A 15,836-nucleotide genomic window follows, 5' to 3' on the forward strand; every position below is an offset into this window, starting at 1 on the left:
TGCCACGGGCTGGCGCACGGCGGGTGCCGGGGCGCTTTCGGTGCCCGTGGCGGCAGGCGTTGTCGGTGTGACGGGCGAGACCGGCGTGGTCGGCGTGGTCGGCGTCACCGGCGTGCGCGCCGGCACGCCAGGACCGCGCGGGCGTTCGCGCGGCCACCAGTGCTCGATGCGCTCGGCCGCCCAGTCCTTGCCCGCGAGGCCGAAGGCCAGTGCAAGAGCAAGAACGATGCCGGCGAGCATCACGAGGAAGGTCTCGCGCACGATGTCGCCGCCCACCTTCACCTGGTCGAGCGCGATCAGCACCACGAACACCATCACCGCGTACTGCGCGGCCTTGCCCAGCAGCTGGCCGTCCTGCATGCCGGCATTGCGGCAGTAGGTCTGCACGGCGCCGCCGACGAAGCGCGCGAAGTAGGCGCCGAAGGCCAGCACCAGCAGCGCGATGAAGATGTTGGGCACGAACCAGACCGCGCGCCCCAGCAGGTCGGCGATGTAGCTCAGCCCCAGCCCGTTGAAGGCGATCAGCAGCGCGGCCAGGATCACGAGCCAGTAGAACAGCACGCCGATGATGGCCGAGGTGTCGCTCGTGAGCCCGCCCTGGCGCCAGAAGTTGTCCAGCCCCGAGCGCTCGGTCAGCACGTTGAAGTTGAACGCGCGCAGCGCCTTGATGACCGCGAAGCGCACCACCTTGGCGATCAGCCAGCCCGCGAACACGACCACCAGCGCGACCAGCAGCCGCGGCAGGTAGGCGCCGATCTGGTAGAGGATCGCGCGCAGGGGTTCCAGGTGGAAGCCGAAGTTGTCCATGATGAGTTCCTCCTTCTGTGGACCGTCGCGTCAGCGCGCGGTGGAATGGTTCGGCGCAACGAGGGCGAGCAGGCCGTGCAGCGGCACCTCGACCCAGTCGTTGCGGTTGTTGAGCTCGTAGCGCAGCTCGTAGAGCGCCTTCTCGATCTCGAACAGGCGCAGCAGCCCGGCATCGGCCGGCACCGCCTCGGCCGCGCCGGCCAGCGTGCCGGTGTAGGCCGAGAGGAAGGCGTCGCGCGTCACGCGCTCCCAGTCGCGCACCGCGGCATCGAGGCGCGCCGCCTCCTCGGCGTTCTGCGCCACGCGCCGCAGCGCGGTCCAGCGCGCGTAGTTGAACGAGCGCAGCATGCCCGCCACGTCGCGCAGCGGCGAGGCCTTGGCGCGGCGCTCCTCGAAGTCGCGCGCGGGCTCGCCTTCGAAGTCGATGATCACGAAGTCGTTGCCGCTCACCAGCACCTGGCCCAGGTGGTAGTCGCCGTGGTAGCGGGTCTTGAGGCCGCCGCCCTGCGCGGGCACGCTGGCGGCCACCGCCGCGTGCAGCGCCTCGCGCAGGCCCAGCAGCTGCTGCGCCTGCTCGCGCACCGGGTCGCTCAGCTGGCCCAGCCGCTGCTGCAGCAGCGCCAGCGTGGTGTCGACCTCGGCCTGCGCATGCGTCTGCAGCGCCGTGGCATCGGCCGCGCTCGTGGGCTCGGGATCGAAGGCCGGGTCGCCGGTGCGGCGCGCCAGCGCGAGGTGCAGCTCGGCGGTGCGCTGGCCCAGCGTCGCGGCCAGCGCCACGAAGCCGCCGTGCGCATCGGCCGGCGCCAGCGCGTCGGCCGGCGCGGTGCGCAGCTCCTCGAGGTAGCGCTCGACGTAGTCGCGCGTGAAGGTCCAGCCGTCGCCCTGGTTCGCCATGTACGACTGCACCATCGCGAGCGCCATCACCCGGCCGTCGTTGCCCACGTACTCGAGCGCGCCGAGCACCGGCACGCAGTTGGCGTACTGCACCACGTCGGTCAGGAAGCGGCCCATCTCGAGTTCGGGGTTGATGCCCCAGCGCACCCGGCGGTAGCCCTTGAGGAACAGCGTGTCGTTGAGCGTCACCACCGTGTTGCTGCTCTGTGCGCTCGGCCGGCCCACCGGCAGTGCATCGATGTCCAGCCCGAGCTTCGCGAACGCCGCCGTGGGACGGAAGTGCAGCCGGCCCGCGGCCGTCGGCAGCTCCAGTCCCTGCGCGATGGTGCGCACCAGCGCGCGGCAGAAGGGCTCGTCGTAGAAGGCGTCGCCCATCAGTCCCACCTGGGCCTGCTGGCGCACCTTCGCGAGGCCGGCCTGCGCCAGCCGGTTCATGCGTTCTTCCTCGCGTTCCTCCCAGGCCAGGGTCAGCGGCATGAAGTAGGTGGCGCTCTCGCGCGGGCCCTCGAGGTCGAACAGCGGCAGCAGGTAGCGGTCGGCGCCGTCCTCCCACACCGCGTGGTCGGCCAGCCGCGCGCGCTCGATGGTCTCGCCCTTGGAGGCATACCAGCGCTGGATCTCGATGTGGCGCGGCAGCGTGTCGGTCTCGAACTGCGTGCGCATGCGCTCGGCCATGCCGATGCGCCACGGCATCACGCGCTCGCGGAAGAAGCTGTCCCAGCCGTCGAACAGCACCAGCGTCGGCTGCTCCTGCAGCGCCACGCCCTCCTGGTGCCACACCGGCATCTCGGCGTCGAGCGTGAGCTTGAACCAGTAGAAGCCGTACGAGGCCAGCGTGAGCAGGTAGGGCAGCTCGCCGATCGGCGGAAAGGGTGCGCGCCCGAGCATCTCCACCGGCACGCGGCCCTTGAAGGCCGCGAGGTCGAGCTCGACCGGCTGCGCCGCGCGCGACAGGTTGAACACCGTCAGGATGATGTCGTCGTCGTACTCGCTGACATAGGCCAGGATCTTGCGGTTGCCGGGCTTGAGGAAGCGCCGCCGGCCGCGCCCGAAGGCATGGCTGGTCTTGCGCACCGCGAGCATGCGGCGGGTCCAGTTCAGCAGCGAGCTCGCGTCGCGCGCCTGCGCCTCCACGTTGAGCGCCTCGTAGCCGAACATGGCGTCCATGATCGGCTGCAGGTACAGGCGCTGCGGGTCGGCGCGCGAGAAGCCGGCGTTGCGGTCGGGACTCCACTGCATCGGCGTGCGCACGCCGTTGCGGTCGCCCACGAACACGTTGTCGCCCATGCCGATCTCGTCGCCGTAGTAGATGATCGGCGAGCCCGGCATCGACAGCAGCATGCCGTTCATGAGCTTCACGCGGTCGAGGTCGTTCTCCATCAGCGGCGCCAGCCGCCGGCGGATGCCGAGGTTGATGCGCGCGCGCTGGTCGGCCGCGTACATGTTGTACATGTAGTCGCGCTCCTTGCTGGTCACCATCTCGAGCGTGAGCTCGTCGTGGTTGCGCAGGAAGATCGCCCACTGGCAGCCCTCGGGGATGTCGGGCGTCTGCTGCAGGATCTCGACCACCGGGTGCCGGTCCTCCTGCGCGATCGCCATGTACATGCGCGGCATCAGCGGGAAGTGGTAGGCCATGTGGCACTCGTCGCCGTCGCCGAAGTACTCGCGCACGTCCTCGGGCCACATGTTGGCCTCGGCCAGCAGGAAGCGGTTCCTGTACTCGGCGTCGATCGCCGCGCGCAGCTTCTTGATCACCGCGTGCGTCTCGGGCAGGTTCTCGTTGCTGGTGCCGTCGCGCTCCACCAGGTAGGGGATCGCGTCGAGCCGGAAGCCGTCCACGCCCATGTCGAGCCAGAAACGCATGACCTTGAGCACCGCCTCCAGCACCGCCGGGTTGTCGAAGTTCAGGTCGGGCTGGTGGCTGAAGAAGCGGTGCCAGTAGTAGGCCTTGGCCACCGGGTCCCACGACCAGTTCGAGGTCTCGGTGTCGGTGAAGATGATCCGCGTGCCCTGGTAGAGCTGGTCGGTGTCGCTCCAGACGTAGAAGTCGCGCTCGGGCGAGCCCGGCGGCGCCTTGCGCGCGGCCTGGAACCACGGGTGCTCGCTCGAGGTGTGGTTGATGACCAGCTCGGTGATCACGCGCAGCCCGCGCTTGTGGGCCTCGTCGAGCATCTCGCGGAAATCGTCGAGCGTGCCGAACTGCGGGTTCACGTCCTCGTAGGCCGAGATGTCGTAGCCGTCGTCGCGCAGCGGCGAGGGATAGAAGGGCATCAGCCAGATCGTGTTGACGCCCAGCTCCTTCACGTAGTCGAGCTTCGCGGTCACGCCCTTGAAGTCGCCGACGCCGTCGTTGTTGGTGTCGAAGAAGGCCTTGACGTTGAGCTGGTAGATCACCGCATCGCGGTACCACAGCGGATCGTCGCTGTTGTCGATCTCGACGGTTTCCAGCGCGATGCGCGAGACGGGTGCATTCATCGCTCTCTCCCTCAGAGGAAGTAATCGAAATCGCGCTCGCTGCGTACGCGCCGGCGCACCACGAGGATGTGGGCGGGCACGCTGTGCGGATCGAGCTTCACGTAGTGGTGGTGGCCGCGCCAGGTGTAGCGCTGGTTCGTCAGCAGGTCGTGCACCTGGAACTCCTCGTCGGGGCCGACGCCGATGCTGGCCGGGTCGAGGTGGATCCAGCCCCACTGCACCTGGTGCGGATCGAGGTTGACGGCGACGATCACCACGTTGGCCTCGGCTTCGTCGTTGTCGGGCACGGACTCGCGCGCATAGGCCAGCAGCATGTCGTTCTCGACCGGCAGGAAGCGCACGCCGCGGTGCGTCTGCAGCGCGGGGTTGTCGTGGCGGATGCGGTTCACGCGCGCGATGAAGGGCGCGAGGCTCTCGGGATCGTCGTGGTTCCAGTGCCGCAGCTGGTACTTCTCGGAGTCCAGGTACTCCTCGCTGCCGTGCTCGCGCGGGCGGTGCTCGCGCAGCTCGTAGGCCGGCCCGTAGATGCCGTAGCTGCCCGCGAGGGTGGCCGCGAGCACCAGCCGCGCCATGTAGGTCGGTGCGTCGCCAGCCTGCAGCTGCTCGTGCAGGATGTCGGGCGTGTTGGGCCAGGCGTTGGGACGGAAGTAGTCGGCGCCCGGGCCGCTCGACAGCTCGGTGAAGTATTCGACCAGCTCGGCCTTGCCGGTGCGCCAGGTGAAGTAGGTGTAGGACTGGGTGAAGCCCAGCTTCGCGAGCCGGTGCATCACCTTCGGCCGCGTGAAGGCCTCGGCCAGGAAGATCACCTCGGGATGCTCGCGGTTGACCGCGCCGATCGCCCACTGCCAGAACGCGAAGGACTTGGTGTGCGGGTTGTCGACGCGGAAGATGCGCACGCCCTCGCCGATCCAGTGGTCGAGCACGCTCTTGAGCTCGGCCCACAGCGCGCGCCAGTCATCGCTCTCGAAGTGGAAGGGATAGATGTCCTGGTACTTCTTCGGCGGGTTCTCCGCGTACTGCACGCTGCCGTCGGGCCGGCGGCGGAACCACTCGGGGTGGTCCTTCACGTAGGGATGGTCGGGCGCGCACTGGAAGGCGATGTCGAGCGCGATCTCGATGCCCTGCGCGTTCGCGGCCTGCACCAGGTGGCGGAAGTCCTCGGGCGTGCCGAGCGCGGGCAGGATGGCCTTGTGGCCGCCTTCCTTCGCGCCGATGGCCCAGGGGCTGCCGACGTCGTCGGGGCCGGCCACCAGCGTGTTGTTCGGGCCCTTGCGCTGCTCGCGGCCGATCGGATGGATCGGCGGCATGTACAGCACGTCGAAGCCCATCGCGGCGATCGCGGGCAGCCGTGTCTCGACGTCGCGGAAGGTGCCATGACGGCCCGGTTCGCTCGAGGCCGAACGCGGAAAGAGCTCGTACCAGGTGCTGAAGCCCGCGCGCGTGCGCTGCGCCCACAGCGGCAGCTCGGCCGAGGTCACGGCGAGGCTGCGGTCGGGATGGCGGCGCGCCACCTCGGCCAGCGTGGCGTCGAGCGCGAGTGCCTGCACCGCGCGCAGCTCGGTCGCGCCATCGGCCGCCGCGCGTGCCAGTTCCTCGCCCCAGCGCGCGAGCGCTTCGCGGTCGGCGCCGTCGGCGCGGCCCGCGGCCGCCACGATGTCCTTGGCCGCGGCCAGCGCCGCGATGCGGATGTCCTCGCCCACGCGGCGCGCCATCTCGTGGCGCCACGACTCGAAGGAATCGACCCAGGTGCTGACGCTGTAGAGGTAGCGTCCGATCGCGGGCGGCGCGAACGCGGCCTCCCAGACGTCGTTGCCGAGCGCTCGCATCGGCAGTTCGCGCACTTCGTCGCGCGCTTCGGGGCGCCAGCGCAGCATCACGCGCAGCACGTCGTGGCCGTCGGTGAAGCAGTGCGCCGTGATCGTCGTGCGCTGGCCCACGATGGCCTTGACCGGGAAGCGGCCCTCGTCGACCGAGGGCAGCACCGCGCCGATCACCGCGCGGATGCGGCCGTCGGAGCCATCGGCGGGGGCGGGCGCATCGGGCGCGACGGTTGCTGGCGCGAAGCTCAGCGGCGGCTCTGGCGGCGGCAGCGAACGCTTGCGCGCGGGGGCCTTGGTCTCGGTGCGGGGGAGGGAAGTGCTTTCGCTCGCGGTCTGGGTCTTGCCCTTGGGCGCCTTGGCGCCGATCGGGGTGGTTTCACGCTTCATCGTTGGCCCTCGGATTGCAGGATCACGGTGGAAAGCGGCGGCAGCGTGAGGCTCAGCGAGTGGCGCCGGCCGTGCGAACGCACTGGCGATGCCTCGACCTCGCCGAAGTTGCCCCAGCCCGCGCCGCCGAACTCGGTGGCGTCGGTGTTGAGCACCTCGCGCCAGATGCCGCCGCACGGCACGCCGACCAGCAGGTCGGTGCGCGGCACCGGCGTCATGTTCACGGCCACCAGCACCGGCGGGCCGTCGTGCGCGGGCTTGCGCAGGAACACGAACACGCTGCGCTCGGCATCGTCGGCCTCGATCCATTCGAAGCCCGCGGGCGTGAAGTCCTGGCTGTGCAGCGCCGGCTGCTCGCGGTAGACGCGGTTGAGCTGCCGCACCATGCGCTGCAGCCCGGCATGCGCCGGCAGGCCGCAGACCCACCACTCGAGTTCGCCGTCGTGCGTCCATTCGCGGCGCTGGCCGAACTCGGCGCCCATGAACAGCAGCTTCTTGCCCGGGTGCGCCCACATGAAGGCCAGCAGCGCGCGCAGGTTGGCGAACTGCTGCCAGTCGTCGCCCGGCATCTTGTTGATCAGCGAACCCTTGCCGTGCACCACCTCGTCGTGCGAGAGCGGCAGCACGAAGTTCTCGTGGAAGGCATAGACCAGCGAGAAGGTCAGCGCGTGGTGGTGGTGGCGGCGATGCACCGGGTCGTGGCGCATGTAGTCCAGCGTGTCGTGCATCCAGCCCATGTTCCACTTGAGGCCGAAGCCCAGCCCGTCCATCTCGATCGGGCGCGACACGCGCGGCCAGGCGGTCGATTCCTCGGCCACGGTGAAGGTGTCGGGATGGTCGCGGTAGACCGCGCGGTTGAGTGTCTGCAGGAACTCGATGGCCTCGAGGTTCTCGCGCCCGCCGTGGCGGTTGGGCACCCAGCCGCCCGGGCCGCGCGCGTAGTCGAGGTAGAGCATCGAGGCCACCGCGTCCACGCGCAGGCCGTCGATGTGGTACTTGTCGAGCCAGAACAGCGCCGAGGACACCAGGAAGCTGCGCACCTCGGGCCGGCCGTAGTTGAAGATCGCCGAGTTCCATTCGGGATGGAAGCCCTGGCGCGGATCGGCATGCTCGAACAGGTGCGTGCCGTCGAAGAAGGCGAGGCCGTGCGCGTCGGTCGGGAAGTGCGAGGGCACCCAGTCCAGCAGCACGCCGATGCCGCGCTGGTGCAGGTGGTCGACGAAGTACATGAAGTCCTCGGGCGTGCCGTAGCGCGCGGTCGGCGCGAAGTAGCCCGTGGTCTGGTAGCCCCAGGAACCGTAGAACGGATGCTCGGTCACGGGCATCAGCTCCACGTGCGTGAAGCCCATGTCGTTCACGTAGTCGGCCAGCGCATGGGCCAGCGCGCGGTAGCCCATGAACTGGCCGTCCTCGCGCCGCCACGAGCCCAGGTGCACCTCGTACATCGCCATCGGCGCATCGAGCGCGTTGCGCGCATGGCGCGTGGCCATCCAGTCGCCGTCGGCCCAGTCGTGGCCCTCGCCGAGCCGGTGCACGCGCGAGGCGGTGGCCGGCGCGAGCTCCGACGAGAAGGCGAAGGGATCGGCCTTGTCCTCGACGTGGCCGCGCTGGCGCGAGCGGATGCGGTACTTGTAGGTCTGGCCCGGCCGCACTTCGTCGACATGGCCGCGCCACACGCCGCTGTCGCCGGGCACGGGGCTCAGCGGATCGGCATCGCCGTTCCAGCCGTTCCAGTCGCCCACCACCGAGACCGACTCGGCATTGGGCGCCCACACGGCGAAGTCGGCGCCGCCGTCCTCGTGCGGATGGCAGCCGAGCTTGTCGAACAGGCGCGCGTGGGTTCCTTCGCGAAAAAGATAGGCGTCGGTGTCATCGAAGACAGCGGGGGGGTGGACAGCAAGCACGGTGGTTCCTTGGAACGGTGTCCCGGGCGCGGACCTCTTCGCGGGTCCATCGCCGAAGACCGGTAAGGCGGGGAGAAATCCATTTCCCCCGAAGCGCGCGTGCTTGCGTCGAAGCGTTCACCGCTTCGATCTGTCGGAGAAGAAGCCGTCCGGAAAAATGGAACACCGATGCAAGGCGCGGGCGTTGCGAAGGGCGGCGCGTTCGCGCGGGCTGGCGAGCGGGAAGAGGGAAAAAAAGAAGGGGCCGCGCGGCCCCGTTCAATCGATCAGGCCGCGTCGCGCACGGGGCCCGAGCAGGCGCGCGTGAGTGCGCGGTTCAGATCCTCGAGCGCATAGGGCTTGCGCAGCCACACGCTGCCGGCCGGCGGCTGCGCGGGCTCGGGTTCGCCCGAGGCGAAGATCACCGGTATGCGCTCGATCGCCATCAGCTTGGCCGCCAAGTCCTTGCCCGAGAGGCCCGGCAGGCCGACGTCGAGCATCAGCAGGTCGAAGGCGCCGCGCATGTAGCGCGTGATCGCCGACTCGGCGCTGCGCACGCCGGTGGCCCAGTGCCCGATCGCGCGCAGGGCCTCGAGCGAGGTGGCCATCGCGTCCGCGTCGTCCTCGACCACGAGGATGCGCAATCGGTTCGGGTCGGCGGACGGTGGTGAATCGGAGGACAAGGAGGAAGGGCGGTCGACGAAGCTCGGTGCGTTCGCGGAGGGTGCCGAAGGTGCGGAGGGCGTGCTGGCGGTGGCGTTCATGTCGGGATGACGGAAATGCCGTGCACCCGGGGCTTCGGCGCAAGACGTCGACGCGACAGGCGGCAGGGCGATGCCGAATGAATGTGTGTGGTGGATGAAGGGATTGCATCCCAAGCTAACCAGCGTAAGAGGATGCGTCTGTCGGACGGCACCGCGTGCGGGCGCGGGGAATGCGCCGCGCACTCGAAGGCCGGGCCCATGCGGGAGGCCGCGGCGAACGCCAAGGAATTCCTCGCTTCCTACCCTTTTCGCACCCGGAGGCAGCGCCGTGTCGGCGCAGTCCGGCGATCGCGCAAGACGCCGTTCCATTCCCGTGCAGGACAAGGGCCCGTGTTGGGTGCGAGGCCTGCCGCACGGGCCTTCGCTATGGCATCGTTGCGCCCTGCCCGAATTCCGGGCGCCTCATGTGAATGGACCAGGAGAAACGCATCATGATCAAGATCGGAATAGTGGATGACCATGCCGTGGTTCGCGAGGGCCTCAAGGCGCTGTTCTCGGGTTTCGTCGAATTCCGCGTCGCCGGCGAGGCCTCGTCGGGCCGCGAGGCGATCGACCTCGTGCGCACCACCGAGCTCGACGTGCTGCTGATGGACCTCTCGATGCCCGGCCAGAGCGGCATCGACGCGCTCGGCATGATCCGTGCGAAAGCCCCGGACCTCGGCATCCTCGTGCTGAGCGCCTACCCCGAGGAGCACTATGCGGTGAACCTGATCCGCCAGGGCGCCTCGGGCTACCTCAACAAGGACTGCGAGCCCGAGGAGATCGCCAACGCGATCCGCACCGTGGCGCTGGGCCGGCGCTACATCACGCCCTCGGTGGCCGAGATCCTCGCCAACCAGCTCGACCGCAAGGACGACGCGCCGCCGCACAAGCACCTGTCGGAGCGCGAGTTCCAGGTGTTCCTCAAGCTCGCCAAGGGCGAATCGGTGGGCAGCATCGGCGACGCGCTGTCGCTGTCGGTCAAGACCGTGAGCACCTACCGCACGCGGCTGCTCGAGAAGCTGCACCTCAACACCAACAGCGACCTGACTTACTACGCGATGAAGGCGCAGCTGATCGATTGAAGCCGCGGCTTCAGAACCAGATCCGCGCCGCGTAGTACGCGCTCATGAAGAGGCCGGCCGCGATCACCACGCGCCGCACCGCCTGCGCGGGCAGCACCCGCACCAGCTGACCGCCGGCCCAGCCGCCGGGCAGCGCGCCCGCGAGCATCGCGAGCGTGGCCTGCCAGTGCACCGTGCCGCGCGCGATGAAGATCACGATCGCCGCCAGGCTGACGGCCGTGGCCAGCAGGTTCTTCATCACCTTCACGCGCCGGATGTCGTCGGGGTCCTCGATCGCCAGCAGCGCGCTGAGCATCACGCCGAGTCCCGCGCCGAAGAAGCCGCCATAGACCGAGACGGCCGTGAGCACGGCCGTGCCCGTGAGCGCGTTCGGCGCCGCGCCCTCGCGCCGCCGCGCGGCCCAGGCCTGGATCCGCGGCGCGAACGCGAACAGCGCGGTCGCGAGCGCGATCAGCAGCGGCACCGGCTGCAGGAACGCGGCCTCGGGCAGCGCGAGCAGCAGCAGCGCGCCCGCGATGCCGCCCAGCGTGGCGGCGGCCAGCGAGAGCGCGAGCCGGCGGTCGGCCGCGGGCAGCTTCTCGCGGTCGGCCACCGCGGCGAGCAGATGGCCCGGCGAGATCGCGACCGCGTTCGATGCATTGGCCACCACCGGCGGCAGGCCGGCCGCGAGCATGGCCGGAAAGGTGATCAGCGTGGCGCCGCCCGCGATCGCATTGACCACGCCGCCCACCACGCCGGCCGCGAACAGCAGCGCCATGACACTCGGCTCCATCGCCCACCTCCCGTGCAAAAGACGGGATGCTAGGAACGTGCGCGGCTTCGATCTAGGACGTTTGTGAGGGAGGCCGCATGCCGCGCCGGTAGCGGCCCGGCGACACGCCGAACACCCGGCGGAAGTGGCGGCCCAGGTGGCTCTGGTCGGTGAAGCCCAGCTCGAGCGCGAGATCCGCCAGCTCGGCATCGCCGCGCAGCCGTTCGCGCGCGACGTTGAGCCGGTCGACCAGTCTCCAGGCATGCGGCGGCAGCCCGGTCTGCGCGGCGAAGCGGCGCGTGAAGGCCTCGCGGCCCAGGCCGAGCCGCCGCGCGATCCTCGACACCGGTTCGTGCCACTCGAGCGCATCGAGCGCCTGGCCGTCGAGCACGCAGGCCGCGCCCGTGCGCTCGGCCGGCGCATAGACGTTGAGGCAGACCGTGCCCGCGTGCGCGTGCGCGAGGCCGCGATGCGCCACGCCCGCCGGGATCGCGAGGCAGTCGCCGGCCCGCAGTTCGAAGCGCTGGCCGCCGGCCTCGACGACGCGGCTGCCGCGCAGCACGAAGCTCAGTTGCGTCTGGCGATGGAAATGCGGCTGCAGCAGCGGCACCTGCGTGCCCTGCCAGTGGGCGAGCTCGACGCCGTCGTGCGGCGCCGGCGCGTAGTGCCAGCAGGGCGGGGCAGCATCGGGCGGGGTCATGGCCCGATTATTGGCGCGCTCAGGCGCCCGGTGCGCTCGCCGCTGCCGGGTCGTGCTGCAGCTGCGGCGGCAGCCGCTCGTCGAGCCAGTCCATGCGCCAGGCCAGCACGGCCACCGCACCGACGATGCAGACGGCGGCCACCGCGCTCGTGAGCCCGTGCCGCTCGCGGTAGGGGTCGGGCGCGATCCGCCGTGCGCCCGCCGGCACGTGCGCGGTCTGCGACAGCATGCCGCCGAGCCGCACGTTGACCTTCATGCGGCCGTTGATGGCCCAGCCGCTGGCATCGAGGATCGGCCCCAGGCTGCGCTGGCGCAGCTTGAGCCAGGCGATCAGCATGCTCGGGCCCGAGATCGCGATCACGATGCCGACCAGCGCCACCGGGATCCACTGCCCCAGGTCGATGAACTTGCCGAAGATGCCGACCAGCACCGCGCTGATGCTGCCGAGCGCCACGCCGATCGCGGCCACCGTGCCGACGTCGACGCGGCTGGTGGCGGGCAGCGGCGGCTTGGCCGGCGCCTTGGCGGGATCGGCGCCCGCGGCCTGGTCGGCGGTCGCGACCTTGCCGGCCAGCGACTGCAGCGCCGTCTGCGAACCGGCCTCGCTCGCGGCCGCGCGCTTGGCCACCTGTTCCTCGATCATGCGAACGAACTTCTTGTAGGGCGCGAAGAAGGCCTGCGCCACGCTGGTCGGGTTCTCGATCAGCTTGGTGATGGTGGCGTCCCAGTCGCGGCCCTGGCGGTCGTAGAACACGCCGTTGCGCCCGACGAACAGGAAGTCCACGTCGCCCGCGGTGAAGGCGGCGACGATGCTCATCTTCTGCCCCTGCCGCGTGCAGTCGCAGTAGGCCAGGCAGGTCTTCGCGAGGCCTGCGAGCACCGCGTGCTTGGCCGTGTCCTGCACCTGCACCGTGAGCTCGCAGCTGCGCCCGTCGAGGTAGAGCGTGCCGGCCTGGAAGATCGCGCCCTCGCGCCGATAGAAGGCCTTGAACGAGACGAAGTTGTCGAGCAGCAGCTTGAGGTCGCGCTGCAGCCGCAGCAGCTTCTCGAGATCGACCAGCAGCTTGTTGTGGCTCTCGGCCGCCTCGTCCTCGGCGATCAGCGCGAGCAGGGCCTCGCGCGTGGCGAGCAGCGCCTCGATGCGTTCGTGCGACAGGCTCGCGAGCGCGTTGGCCGGGCGCGACGCGATCCAGCCCTCGCAGGCGCCGAGCTGCTGGCGCAGCGCCTGCCATTCGTCGTCCTCGAGCGTGTCGCGCGCGCCGAGCAGCGGCGTCACCGCGTCGCGCGCGAAGGCTGCGATGGCCTCGGACCAGGCCGGGTTGAGGCTGGTGCCGCGCAGCGGCAGCGAGCGGTGCGGCGTGATCGGCGCCAGCGGCAGCTCGGCGATCGGATGCGCGTTGGCATCGAGCGTGTGGCCCGCGAGTGCGTCGTAGGCCTCGGCGGAAGGGTTGAGCGCCGTCACGGCCTGCACGTCGTAGGCGGCCACGCGGCAGCGCGCGAAGAAATCGTCGATCTTGGCCGCCACCTTGCGCATCGCCTCGGCCGCGGCCAGCGTGCGGTCGCCGAGCGCCAGCAGCGCGGCATCGGCGCCCTTGGCGTACCAGTCGCGCATCGCGGCCGCGTCGGCCATGAAGGCTTCGGCGCGCGCGCGGTCGATGCCGGCGGTCTGCTTGTGGCGGTCGGGCGTGCTGCCGTGGCTGCGCATCGCCTCGGCGATGGTCGCGCGCAGCGCCTCGTCCTCGGCGGTCTCGGGCGTCACCACGCCGTCGCCGTTGAAGCGCATCGCGGCCAGCCATTCGCCGCGGTCGGAGATGTCGGCCAGCGTGAGGGTGTTCGTGTCTTCCCGGCCGAGCAGGTCGAGGATGCGCCGGCCCTCCTTCGCGAGCTCGGCGCCGGGGGCCTTCGCGCCGTCGAGGTCGTCGAGCGACAGCGTGCCGCCGCCCGAGAGCAGCACGTCGGCGCTGCGCAGCCGCTCGCAGGCCCACTGGCAGGCCGCGATCACCTCGGGCGGGCGCACGCGCCCGTCACGGTCGGTGTCGATCAAATCCAGCGTGCGCGGATCGAAGTCGATGCCGCGCGTGGGACAGGCCAGCGCGACCCAGAGCTTCTGGTCGAGCTCGGCGATGCGCGCGATGTCCTCGCCGCTGCGGAACACCACCTGGTCGACGCCGCCGGCGCGCATGAACTGCCAGCGATGCGGTGCCGGCGAGGGGGCCGTGGCGCCGGGCGTGCCGGCGGCTTGTGCGGTCGTTGCCTCTGTCATCGCTCCGGCTGCCCTCAGACCGCGACCTTCTTGTGCTCGCCCAGGTTCTTCGGCGGTTCGCCGGTGAGGGCGGCCTTGGCCATCTTGTAGAGCTGGACCATCTTGCTGTCGTCCACGTCCCAGTACTCGGCCTCGACCACGTTCACGGCCAGCAGGCCGAGGTTGGGATCGTCCACGCCCTTCGGGAACCAGGCCTCGACCATCTTGCTGAACAGCGCGCGCTTCTTGGCGGCGTCCTCGCGCAGCTCGGCGCGGCCCGAGATCGACACGTAGCTGTCGCTGTCGGTGTTGGCATAGGCGATGTTCACGACCGGGTCGCTCGCCACATGGCGCGCGATGTCGCCGTTCTTCGGCACGAAGAAGTAGAGCGTGCCGGCCTCGTCGCCGTCCTTGTTCTGCGTGGTCAGCGGATGGCTGTGCAACTGGCCGTCGCCGTGGCGGTGCGTGAGCATGCCGTAGCGCGTGTCCTTGATCAGGTCCCAGAGCTTGCTTTGGTCGGTGGTGGTGGCGGTCATGGGGTCTCCTTCAGGGGGAATAAAAAAAGCGGGGGGATCGACCGGCGAAGTGCCGATGTCTGGGGATCACCGTACGGTGCGAGCCGGGGCTGTCGCGCGGTCACACGGCGCACGGCCATGTCATCCGATGCCGACAGCGGGTGGGGTGCGATCGCGAGCCGGCGCGGCGCAGCAAGGCGCCGCGGGCCGCGCGAGCCCGCCGATCCAGGAAGAGAGAAGCTGCAGCGAGCTCAGGCCGCGGTGGCCGCGCGCTGGCGTATTTCGCTGTGCAGCGCGCGCTCGCCGGTCGCGAGCGCCACTTCGTAGCTGTCGGCAGGGTCGAAGGCGCTGCGCAGCACGCGGGGATGACCCCCGCTGTCGTCGGTCTCGAGCAGGCGCCAGACAAAGGATCCGGGTGCCGGCTCGTCCACGATGAGTTCGATCGGATGTGTCATGGCCCGACCTTGATCCGATCGGCGGGCCCTGTCTGTAGGCCGTGGGCGACGAATCTTCCTCAGCTGCGTGCCGCGGCGCGGAACTCGCCGGGCGTCATGCCCTTGATGCGCCGGAAATGCCGGTTGAAGTTCGAGATGTTGTTGAAGCCCACTTCGTAGCAGATGCTGCTCACATGCTGGCGCGTGGAGGCCAGCAGGCGGCAGGCGCGCGCCACGCGCAGGCCGATCACGAAATCGGTGAAGGTCTGGCCGGTGGCGCGGCGGAAGCTGCGCGAGAAGGCGTTCTCGCGCATGCCGACGATGGCGCCCACCTCGGCCAGCGACAGCCCCTCGGCGTAGTTGTCGCGGATGTGGTCGAGCGCCTTGTGGATGCGCAGCGCGGCACCATGCTCGCCGAGCGAATCGTCGGTGAAGGCGGCGTCGGCCAGCAGCCGGTACTCGGACCACTGCGAGAGTTCGTTGAGCAGCACCGTGAACTCGGCGAAGCGCGCCAGGCCTTGCAGCATCTCGATGCGCCGCAGCCGCGAGACGATGCCTTCGCCCAGGCCCACGAAATGCACGCCCTGCCGTGCGCGCGCCAGCAGCGGCGCCGCGTCGCGCAGTTCGGGAAACAGCTCCATGCCGCGGCGCAGCGGCTCGTCGCCGAAGCGCAGCACCAGGCCGCCCGCATTGCCGCCGCCGTGCAGCGGATGGTGCTCGAACGCGAGGCTGTGCGGCAGCCGCGGTCCCAGCAGCACCAGGCTGCCGGGCGCGAAGCGATGGGTTTCCTCGTCGAGGCCCTGGCCCACGCGCAGGCGCGCGGGCGCGGCGCCGATCAGGTGCAGCTCGTGCTCGTGCAGGCAGTTCGTTTCCTGGCCGCGGGCCGACGAGGTGGGCGAGCTCTCGCAGTGGAGGGTGACGCGCGTGTCGGCCGGCTCGGGCGCGGCGGCGGCGGCGTTGCGCCGCGCATCGAGTGCGCGGGCGCGCGCGCCGCCGCGCGGGCGCGGTGCCACCGCGGGCAGCGGCAGCTTGGGGCGCGGCGCGCTGGGCGTGTGGGCGCGGGAGGCGGAGGCCGGGGGGATCGTGTTCAGCAAGACCGA

11 protein-coding genes and 1 pseudogene are annotated in these 15,836 nt (G+C 70.3%); 1 reads left to right on the forward strand and 11 read right to left on the reverse strand.

Features of this window, described 5'->3' with window-relative positions; genetic code table 11:
* Window positions 1–141 precede the first annotated feature (141 nt).
* The 5 genes and pseudogenes from AC07RM_RS38830 to AC07RM_RS38850 form a co-directional block, all read right to left on the reverse strand.
* Window positions 142–807: pseudogene (locus AC07RM_RS38830) on the reverse strand (mechanosensitive ion channel family protein); the annotation flags it as partial.
* Between the two features lie 30 nt (window positions 808–837).
* Complete coding sequence (gene treS / locus AC07RM_RS38835; RefSeq protein ID WP_495337877.1) at window positions 838–4,176, reverse strand: maltose alpha-D-glucosyltransferase; 3,339 nt, start codon at window positions 4,174–4,176, stop codon at window positions 838–840.
* A gap of 11 nt (window positions 4,177–4,187) precedes the next feature.
* On the reverse strand, window positions 4,188–6,383 hold the full coding sequence (locus AC07RM_RS38840) for an alpha-1,4-glucan--maltose-1-phosphate maltosyltransferase (RefSeq protein ID WP_495337878.1): 2,196 nt from the start codon (window positions 6,381–6,383) through the stop codon (window positions 4,188–4,190).
* Window positions 6,380–8,287, reverse strand: a complete 1,908-nt coding sequence (glgB, locus tag AC07RM_RS38845) for a 1,4-alpha-glucan branching protein GlgB (RefSeq protein WP_495337880.1) — start codon at window positions 8,285–8,287, stop codon at window positions 6,380–6,382. The genes AC07RM_RS38840 and glgB overlap by 4 nt, the downstream gene beginning before the upstream one ends.
* A gap of 266 nt (window positions 8,288–8,553) precedes the next feature.
* On the reverse strand, window positions 8,554–9,030 hold the full coding sequence (locus AC07RM_RS38850) for a response regulator (protein WP_177239547.1): 477 nt from the start codon (window positions 9,028–9,030) through the stop codon (window positions 8,554–8,556).
* Window positions 9,031–9,461: 431 nt separating this feature from the next.
* On the opposite strand from AC07RM_RS38850, the gene AC07RM_RS38855 reads away from it, so the two are divergent.
* On the forward strand, window positions 9,462–10,094 hold the full coding sequence (locus tag AC07RM_RS38855; protein WP_057593235.1) for a response regulator: 633 nt from the start codon (window positions 9,462–9,464) through the stop codon (window positions 10,092–10,094).
* A 10-nt stretch (window positions 10,095–10,104) separates the two neighbouring features.
* On the opposite strand, the gene AC07RM_RS38860 is transcribed toward AC07RM_RS38855, so the two are convergent.
* From AC07RM_RS38860 to AC07RM_RS38885, 6 genes are all read right to left on the reverse strand, one after another.
* Window positions 10,105–10,851 carry a sulfite exporter TauE/SafE family protein gene (locus tag AC07RM_RS38860; RefSeq protein ID WP_495337881.1) on the reverse strand — a complete coding sequence of 249 codons (747 nt, stop codon included), beginning with the start codon at window positions 10,849–10,851 and terminating at the stop codon, window positions 10,105–10,107.
* 67 nt (window positions 10,852–10,918) lie between these two features.
* A complete protein-coding gene (locus AC07RM_RS38865) occupies window positions 10,919–11,545 on the reverse strand; it encodes a helix-turn-helix domain-containing protein (protein WP_431511348.1) in 627 nt (208 codons plus the stop codon).
* A gap of 19 nt (window positions 11,546–11,564) precedes the next feature.
* Window positions 11,565–13,808, reverse strand: coding sequence for a hypothetical protein (locus AC07RM_RS38870; protein ID WP_495337882.1), 2,244 nt, complete (start codon window positions 13,806–13,808; stop codon window positions 11,565–11,567).
* A gap of 14 nt (window positions 13,809–13,822) precedes the next feature.
* On the reverse strand, window positions 13,823–14,323 hold the full coding sequence (locus AC07RM_RS38875) for a pyridoxamine 5'-phosphate oxidase family protein (protein WP_490880111.1): 501 nt from the start codon (window positions 14,321–14,323) through the stop codon (window positions 13,823–13,825).
* A gap of 230 nt (window positions 14,324–14,553) precedes the next feature.
* Window positions 14,554–14,757 (reverse strand): hypothetical protein, encoded by a 204-nt coding sequence (locus tag AC07RM_RS38880; RefSeq protein ID WP_093353787.1) that lies wholly within the window; start codon window positions 14,755–14,757, stop codon window positions 14,554–14,556.
* A 59-nt stretch (window positions 14,758–14,816) separates the two neighbouring features.
* A complete protein-coding gene (locus AC07RM_RS38885) occupies window positions 14,817–15,830 on the reverse strand; it encodes an AraC family transcriptional regulator (RefSeq protein WP_256222996.1) in 1,014 nt (337 codons plus the stop codon).
* Window positions 15,831–15,836: the final 6 nt, after the last annotated feature.

It is taken from the genome of Variovorax sp. GW821-FHT09B05, from assembly GCF_059418265.1.